Genomic DNA, 6,479 nt, shown 5'->3' with positions numbered 1-6,479 from the left:
GCCGGCGGACGTGGCCCCGCGTCGGGTGCGCACCCGGCGTCAGGCCCCCACAGCGCCACGGGCCCGCAGGGTGCTCCCGGGTCTCGGGGTGCCACGGGCCCGCATGCTGCTTCAGGGCCGCAGGGCGGCGCGCGGGGTTCGAACTCGCCGACCGTGCCTCAGGTCACCCCGCCCAGCTATCCCCCACCGGGCCGGCAGCAGGCTTTCGCCTCCCCCGCCCCGGGCGGCGCTCCCGGGACGGCACCGGGCCGGCCGGGAAACGGCCCGCAGGGGAACACGCCGGGCGGTACGGGCAGCGGGCCCTACGGAAGCGCGCCGGGCAACGGCCCGCACGGAGGCTCCCAAGGAGGCCCCCAAGGCGGTCCCCAAGGCGGCCCCCAAGGCGGCCCCCAAGGCGGCCCTCAAGGCGGGCCGCGCGGCGGTGCCCAGAGCGGCCCTCAAGCTCCCACCGGACCGCACGCGACCGCCCGGAGCGGCCGTCAGGCACCCACGGGACCGCAGGGGACCGCCCAGGGCGGCGCTCAGGCTCCCACCGGGCCGCACGGGTTCGCCCAGGGTGGCCCCGGCGCGCCTCAGGGTGGGCCGCGTGGAGGTGCGGGCGGAGGGGACGACTACGACCCCGAGCGGACGGTCAGCATCTCGCGTCCCAAGGGCCCCTTCCCGTCGGCGCCTGACCAGGGCGCGGGCGGCCGGCCACCCCAGGGTGGTGACGAGAGCGCGGTGGTCACCACCCGCATCCCGACTCCGCCCAAGAACCCACCAGGCCAGCAGGTCTACCCGGTGCCCCCGCCCCAGCCGGGCCGGCAGCCGGGCCAGCCGCAGCCGGTCGGGCCGCAGCAGGGCATCAGCGAGAGCCACGGCCTCGGCACGGACCTGTTCGCGATCGCCGGCCCTGAGGAGAAGCAACCGGCCGGCAACCGCAACGGCATGCTGGTCCTGATGGCGGTGGCCGCCGCGGCCGCCGTGGTGATCGCCGTCCTCATCGTGGCCCTCTTCTCCAGCTGACCCACCCCAGAGCACCCACGCCTGCTCGGAGGGGAAACGCCGGTGGGGTTCGGGGGGAGAGGCACTGGGTGGGTAAGACTGGACGGCATGAGTGAGTTCAGGATCGAACATGACTCCATGGGTGAGGTGCGCGTGCCGTCCGGCGCCAAGTGGCGGGCGCAGACGCAGCGGGCGGTGGAGAACTTCCCGATCTCGGGGCGGACGCTGGAGCCGTCCCACATCGCGGCGCTCGGCCTGGTCAAGGCGGTGGCAGCGGAGGTCAACGGCGAGCTGGGCGTGATCGAGAAGGACATGGCGGAGGCCATCGCCCAGGCCGCGGCGGATGTGGCGGAGAACGAGCACGACGCCCAGTTCCCGATCGACGTCTTCCAGACCGGCTCGGGCACCTCGTCCAACATGAACGCCAACGAGGTGATCGCGATGCTGGCCGAGGAGCGGCTGGGCCGCCCGGTGCACGCGAACGACCACGTGAACGCCTCGCAGTCGTCCAACGACGTGTTCCCGACGTCGATCCACGTGGCGGCGGCCACGGAGGTGACGTACCACCTGCTGCCCTCGCTGCGCCATCTGGCGGAGGCGCTGAGGGAGAAGGCGGTGGAGTTCGACGGGGTGGTGAAGTCGGGCCGTACGCACCTCATGGACGCCACGCCGGTGACGCTGGGCCAGGAGTTCGGCGGGTACGCCACGCAGCTGGAGCACGCGGTGGTGCGGGTGACGGCGGCGCTGGAGCACGTCCTGGAGCTGCCGCTGGGCGGCACGGCGGTGGGCACGGGCATCAACACGCCACAGGGGTTCGCGCAGCGGGCGATCGCGAAGCTGCGTGAGGCGACGGGCATCCCGTTCCTGGAGGCGCGCGACCACTTCGAGGCGCAGGGCGCGCAGGACTCGATCGTGGAGCTGTCGGGACAGCTCAAGGTGGTGGCGGTGTCACTCACCAAGATCGCCAACGACCTGCGCTGGATGGGCTCGGGGCCGCGGGCCGGGCTGGGCGAGATCAACCTGCCCGACCTGCAGCCCGGCTCCTCGATCATGCCGGGCAAGGTCAACCCGGTGATCCCCGAGGCCACGGCGATGGTCGCGGCCCAGGTGATCGGCAACGACGCGGCGATCACGTTCGCGGGCGCGTCGGGCACCTTCGAGCTGAACGTCCAGCTGCCGGTGATCGCGCGCAACATCCTGGAGTCGATCAAGCTGCTGGCGAACGTGTCGCGGCTGCTCGCCGACCGCTGCGTCGCCGGGATCACGGCGAACGTGGACAGGCTCCGCGAGTACGCCGAGTCGTCCCCGTCCATCGTGACCCCGCTGAACCGCTACGTCGGCTACGAGGAGGCCGCGAAGATCGCCAAGCAGGCCCTGGCGGAGCGCAAGACGATCAAGGAGGTCGTCATCGAGCGCGGCCACGTCGCCGCCGGCACGCTGACCGAGGAGCAGCTCGACGCGGCCCTCGACGTCCTGTCGATGACCAGGCCGTGACGCTCAACCGGAGCTGACGGGCCGCAGCCGGGCGGCGGCCTCCTGGGTGGCGTGCGCCCAGCGAGTGAGCAGCGACAGCGCCGCGCCGGAGTCGACCGCGTCGGCGGCCCGCTTGACGGCGGCGGCCAGCGCGGGCGTCAGCTCGGCGGCGGGCGGCGTGCCGTCGGCGGCCACCAGCGCGGCGGCGGCGTTCAGCAGGACGACGTCGCGCACGGGCCCCGGCTCGCCGGCGAGCACCGCGCGGGCGACCTCGGCGTTGTGCCGGGCGTCGCCGCCGCGCAGGTCGTCGGGACGCGCCCGGGTGATGGACAGGTCGAGCGGGTCGAAGGTCGTGCGGGTGACCGCGCCGCGGCGTACCAGCCAGATCGTGGAGGGGCCGCAGATGGTCAGCTCGTCCAGCCCGTCGTCGCCCCTGAAGACGAGCGCGGAGCAGCCGCGCTCGGCCAGCACGCCCGCGATCACGGGCGCCATCGACGGATGATAGACGCCGACGGCCTGGGCGGGCGGCAGCGCGGGGTTGGTGAGCGGGGCCAGGAAGTTGAAGACGGTCGGCACGCCCAGCTCGCGGCGGGGCGCCGAGGTGCGTTTGAGCGCCGGGTTGAAGGCGGGCGCGAAGCAGAACGTGATGCCGGTCTCCTCCACCACCCGTACGACGGCGGCGGGCGGCAGGTCGACGACCACGCCCAGCGCCTCCAGCACGTCGGCGGAGCCGGCCATGGAGGAGGCTGCGCGTCCGCCGTGCTTGACCACCTTGGCGCCCGCGGCGGCGGCCACGACGGCGGCCATGGTGGAGATGTTCACGGTGCCCGCGCGGTCGCCGCCGGTGCCGACCAGGTCGACGGGGTCGCCGGGCACCCGGATGGCCGCCGACCTGGCCAGCATGCCGTCGGCCAGGCCCGACACCTCGGCGACGCTCTCGCCCTTGGCGCGCAGCGCGACGGCGAACGCGGCGATCTGGGCGTCGGTGGCGCGCCCTGACATGATCTGGTCCATCGCCAACGCGGCCTGGCGGGAGGTGAGCGACACGCCGTCGAGCAGCGTGGTGAGAAGCTGCGGCCAGGTGGAGGTCATGGGTTCCCCTTCTCGTCTGTGCTCGACGGGGGGACACCCACCACACGGTGACGGCCGCCTCGTCGAGGCGGCCGTGTGCGTATCGCGCCGGGAGGACCGCCTAAGAGGCGGACCACCACTGGGACAAATACGCGATCATGCCCTCCAACATAGCAGATGCCACTGATCCACATAGGACGCCGCGCATCTATGTCGCTCGGCCCCATGCTGCCCGCGGGGGTCGAGCGCCTAGGGTGCGAGGTATGGCGAAGGAGCTGACGGGGCGGACGGCGCTGGTTACGGGCGCCGGCGGCGGCATCGGGGCGGCCTGCGCCCGGCGTCTGGCCGCGGCGGGGGCCAGGGTGCTGGTCGTGGACGTGCGGGCCGAGTCCGCCGAGAAGGTGGCGGGCGAGGTGGGCGGCACGGCCGTGGTGGCCGATCTGAGCGATCCCGGCTTCGTGGCGGCGCTGCCCGGCGAGCCGGTGGACATCGTGGTGAACAACGCGGGCTTCCAGCACGTGGCGCCGATCGAGGAGTTCCCGCCCGAGGTGTTCGCCACGATGCTCAAAGTCATGGTGGAGGCGCCGTTCCTCATCGCGCAGAAGGTGCTGCCCGGCATGTACGCCAGGGGCTGGGGCCGGTTCGTGCACATCTCGTCGGTGCACGGGCTGCGGGCCTCGCCGTACAAGTCCGCTTATACGACGGCCAAGCACGCGCTGGAGGGGTTCTCCAAGGTGGTGGCGCTCGAAGGGGCGCCCCATGGGGTGACCTCGGTGTGCGTCTGCCCCGCCTACGTGCGGACCGGCCTGGTCCAGGCGCAGATCGCCGACCAGGCGCGGGTGCACGGCATCGACCCCGAGCAGGTCGTGACGGACATCATGCTCGCGCCGGCCGCGATCAAGCGGCTGATCGAGCCGGAGGAGGTGGCCGACATGGTCGCCTACCTGTGCGGTCCGGCCGGGTCGTTCATCACGGGCGTGTCGCTGCCCGTGGACGGCGGCTGGACGGCGCGGTAGTGGTCAGGCGGTTTCTCGAGCTGCTGGCCAGGGAGGCGTCGGCGGTCGAGTTCGAGGGGCCGATCATCCAGGCGCGGGCGGCGGGCGCGGACCCGGCGGCGATCGAGGAGCTGGAGCAGGCCAAGGTCGAGGCGCTGAAGGTGCGCGACCTGCTCAAGCGGCGGGCGCGGCGCGAGGCGGAGCTGTCGGCCCTGTACGACACCGCCGGCGACCTCGCCGCCCTGCGCGACCTCGACGCGGTGCTGGAGGCCATCGTGCACCGGGCCAGGCAGCTGCTGGCGACCGACATCGCGTACATGACGCTGCACGACCCCGAACGCGGCGACACGTACATGCGGGTCACCGACGGGTCGATCTCGGCGAAGTTCCGTGCGCTGCGGCTGGCGATGGGGCACGGGCTGGGCGGGCTGGTGGCGCAGACGGCGACGCCGTACGCGACGGCCGACTACTTCGCCGACGCCCGCTTCCGGCACAAGGAGCACATCGACGAGGCGGTCACCGAGGAGGGCCTGGTCGCGATCCTGGGCGTGCCGCTGCGGCTCGGCCAGCGGGTGATCGGCGTGCTGATGGCGGCCAACCGCAGCGCGCGGCCGTTCCACCAGGAGGAGGTGTCGCTGCTGGCGAGCCTGGCGGCGCACGCCGCGGTCGCGATCGACAACGCCAGGCTGCTGCAGGAGACCAGGAACGCGCTGGAGGAGCTGTCCCAGGCACACAGGACGGCCAGGGAGCACGGCGAGGCGGTCGAGCGGGCCGCGCTGGCGCACGACAGGATGACCTCGCTGGTGCTGCGCGGCGGCGGCATCGAGGACGTCGCGGCCGTGGTGACCGACGTGCTGGGCGGGTCGCTGGCGGTGCTCGACGACCTGGGCAGGGCGATCAGCGGTGACGTGGGCGAGCTGGACGCGGGGGTGTTCGAGGCGGCGCAGGCGTCGCGGGCGCTGGGGCGTACCGTGCGCAGGGGCGACCTGCTCATCGCCTCCGTGGACGTCGGCGGCGAGCCGCTGTGCACGCTGATCCTGCGCAGCGACGACGCCGACGAGCGGATTCTGGAGCGGGCGGCGCTGGTGTGCGCGCTGCTGCTGCTGTTCCGCAGGAGCGTGGCGGAGGCCGAGGGCCGGGTCAGGGGCGAGCTGCTCGACGACCTGATCTCCCGGCCGGAGTCGCCCGGCCTGTCCGACCGTGCCCGCAGGCTGGGCATGGACCTGGGCGCGCCACACGTCGTGGTGGTGGTCAAGCACGGGGGTCAGCGCGAGCGTGCCGCGTTCTGGGCGTCCTCGCAGGCCGCCGTACGCCACGGGCTGGCCGCGGGTCGCGGCGACGAGGTGGTGCTGCTGCTGCCCGGCGACGACGCGGGCGGCGTGGCCAGGCGGGTGGCGGCGGAGCTGACGGCCTCGCTGCACAGCCCGGCGACGGCTGGCGCGGCCCGGGTGGGCGGCTCGTGGACGGACTCACGACAGCAGGCCGGCGCGCACGAGGTCGCGGCGGCCTACCAGGAGGCGCGCAGGTGCGCGGACGCGCTGATCGCGCTCGGCCGGGCGGGCGACGGGGCGGGCGCGGTCGAGCTGGGCTTCGTGGGGCTGCTCATGGGCGACGGCCGCGACGTACGCGGCTTCGTCACGCGGGTGCTCGGCCCGCTCATCGACTACGACGCGCGACGGGGCACCGCGCTGGCCGACACGCTGACCGCGTACTTCGGGACGGGCGGCTCGCCGTCGCGGACGGCCGAGGCGCTGCACATCCACGTCAACACCGTCACGCAGCGGCTCGACCGCGTCGCCAAGCTGCTCGGCGACGGCTGGACGGACCCTGAGCGGGCCCTGGAGATCCAGCTCGCGCTGCGCCTGCACCGGCTGGGCCGCACCGACGACCCACACAGCTGAGCGGAAGACTGTGGGCTCTCGCACCATATGAGTGACTCCCGTCACACCCTACGGT

5 protein-coding genes are annotated in these 6,479 nt (G+C 73.7%); 4 read left to right on the top strand and 1 reads right to left on the bottom strand.

Annotation, left to right across the window (positions count from 1 at the left end; genetic code table 11):
- Positions 1-720 precede the first annotated feature (720 nt).
- Complete coding sequence (locus ABZW11_RS43200) at positions 721-1,005, top strand: hypothetical protein (RefSeq protein WP_355431307.1); 285 nt, start codon at positions 721-723, stop codon at positions 1,003-1,005.
- Between the two features lie 87 nt (positions 1,006-1,092).
- A complete protein-coding gene (locus ABZW11_RS43195) occupies positions 1,093-2,478 on the top strand; it encodes a class II fumarate hydratase (protein WP_355431305.1) in 1,386 nt (461 codons plus the stop codon).
- Between the two features lie 3 nt (positions 2,479-2,481).
- Here the strand turns inward: ABZW11_RS43195 and trpD are convergent, their stop codons facing one another.
- The gene (gene trpD / locus ABZW11_RS43190; RefSeq protein ID WP_355431302.1) at positions 2,482-3,549 is read right to left on the bottom strand and encodes an anthranilate phosphoribosyltransferase; all 1,068 of its coding nucleotides are present in this window, start codon (positions 3,547-3,549) and stop codon (positions 2,482-2,484) included.
- A gap of 242 nt (positions 3,550-3,791) precedes the next feature.
- Between trpD and ABZW11_RS43185 the strand changes: the two genes are divergently transcribed.
- Complete coding sequence (locus ABZW11_RS43185; protein ID WP_355431299.1) at positions 3,792-4,544, top strand: 3-hydroxybutyrate dehydrogenase; 753 nt, start codon at positions 3,792-3,794, stop codon at positions 4,542-4,544.
- On the top strand, positions 4,544-6,424 hold the full coding sequence (locus tag ABZW11_RS43180; RefSeq protein ID WP_355431296.1) for a helix-turn-helix domain-containing protein: 1,881 nt from the start codon (positions 4,544-4,546) through the stop codon (positions 6,422-6,424). Before ABZW11_RS43185 ends, ABZW11_RS43180 begins: the two co-directional genes overlap by 1 nt.
- Positions 6,425-6,479 lie beyond the last annotated feature (55 nt).

Source organism: Nonomuraea sp. NPDC004580 (genome assembly GCF_040609855.1).
Lineage (GTDB): Bacteria > Actinomycetota > Actinomycetes > Streptosporangiales > Streptosporangiaceae > Nonomuraea > Nonomuraea salmonea.
The sequence above is the reverse complement of the archived record's forward strand: the minus strand, read 5'-3'. Positions and strand labels throughout refer to the sequence as shown.

Bases quoted from the DNA above. Each gene is read 5' to 3' on its own strand.
- ABZW11_RS43195 (WP_355431305.1), top strand. From the start codon at position 1,093: ATGAGTGAGTTCAGGATCGAACATGACTCCATGGGTGAGGTGCGCGTG.
- ABZW11_RS43185 (WP_355431299.1), top strand. From the start codon at position 3,792: ATGGCGAAGGAGCTGACGGGGCGGACGGCGCTGGTTACGGGCGCCGGC.
- trpD (WP_355431302.1), bottom strand. From the start codon at position 3,549: ATGACCTCCACCTGGCCGCAGCTTCTCACCACGCTGCTCGACGGCGTG.